Source organism: Streptomyces solincola (genome assembly GCF_002982015.1).
Taxonomy (GTDB): domain Bacteria; phylum Actinomycetota; class Actinomycetes; order Streptomycetales; family Streptomycetaceae; genus Streptomyces; species Streptomyces solincola.
Genome location: NZ_PVLV01000729.1, coordinates 1 through 1,026 on the forward strand (window position 1 = coordinate 1; position 1,026 = coordinate 1,026).

1 protein-coding gene is annotated in these 1,026 nt (G+C 73.3%); it reads right to left on the reverse strand.

Translation table 11 applies throughout. The features are described from left to right. Positions 1 to 1,026, reverse strand: a 1,026-nt coding sequence (locus C6N75_RS29740) for a 3'-5' exonuclease (protein WP_146132721.1), incomplete at both ends; no start/stop codon positions are given.

The following is a 1,026-nucleotide window of genomic DNA, read 5'->3' on the forward strand; positions in this document are numbered from 1 at the left end:
GGCTTTGAGGGAGCGGGCGTCGATGGTGTCGAGGGCGGGCAGGGTGGGGGCGTCGCCGCGCAGGGCGTGCGGGAGGACCTTGCCCTGGGCGGTCCAGGATTCGCGGGCGCGGCTGCTGGGGAACTGTCCGCCGACTAGGCCGGGGACGGCGACGACGTCCCATTCGAGGCCCTTGGATTTGTGGGCGGTGAGCACTTTGACGGTGTTCTCGCCGCCGGGCAGGGCGTTGTCGAGGCCCTTTTCGTACTGGGCGGCGGTGCGGAGGAAGCCGAGGAAGGCGAGGAGGGTGGCTTCGCCGTCGAGGGCGGCGAAGCGGGCGGCGATGTCGAGGAAGTGGGAGAGGGTTTCGCGGCGGCGGGCGGCGAGGGCGTGCGGGGAGGCGGAGAGTTCGACTTCGAGGCCGGTGGTGGCGAGGACGCGGTGCAGGACGTCCATCAGGGGGTCGGCGAGGGCGCGGCGCAGTTCGCGCAGTTCGGTGGCGAGCCGGGCGTAGCGGATGCGGGCTTCGGCGGAGAAGGGCAGGTGGTCGTCTTGGCCGGCGGGTTCGAGGAAGGTGTCGAGGGCGTCGGCGAGGGAGATGACTTCGGCGGGGTCGACGCCTTCGACGGCGGCGGCGAGGCGCTGGTCGGTGCTGGTGTCGGCGTCGGGGGTGTGGCGGTGCACGAGGAGTCGGGCGCGGCGGCCGAGGAGGGCGAGGTCGCGGGGGCCGATGCGCCAGCGGGGGCCGGTGAGGAGCCGGACGAGCGGGGCGTTGGCGCCGGGGTCCTGGAGGACTTCGCAGACGGCGACGAGGTCGGCGATCTCGGGGAGGTGGAGGAGTCCGGAGAGGCCGACGACTTCGACGGGGACGTCGCGGGCGACGAGGGCGGCCTGGATGTCGGGGAAGTCGGTGGCGGTGCGGGCGAGGACGGCGATCTGGCCTGGTTCCTTGCCGGTGCGGACGAGGTGGGCGATGGAGTCGGCGAGCCAGTCGAGTTCTTCGGCCTGGGTGGGGAGGAGGGCGATGCGGACGGTGCCGTCGCGTTC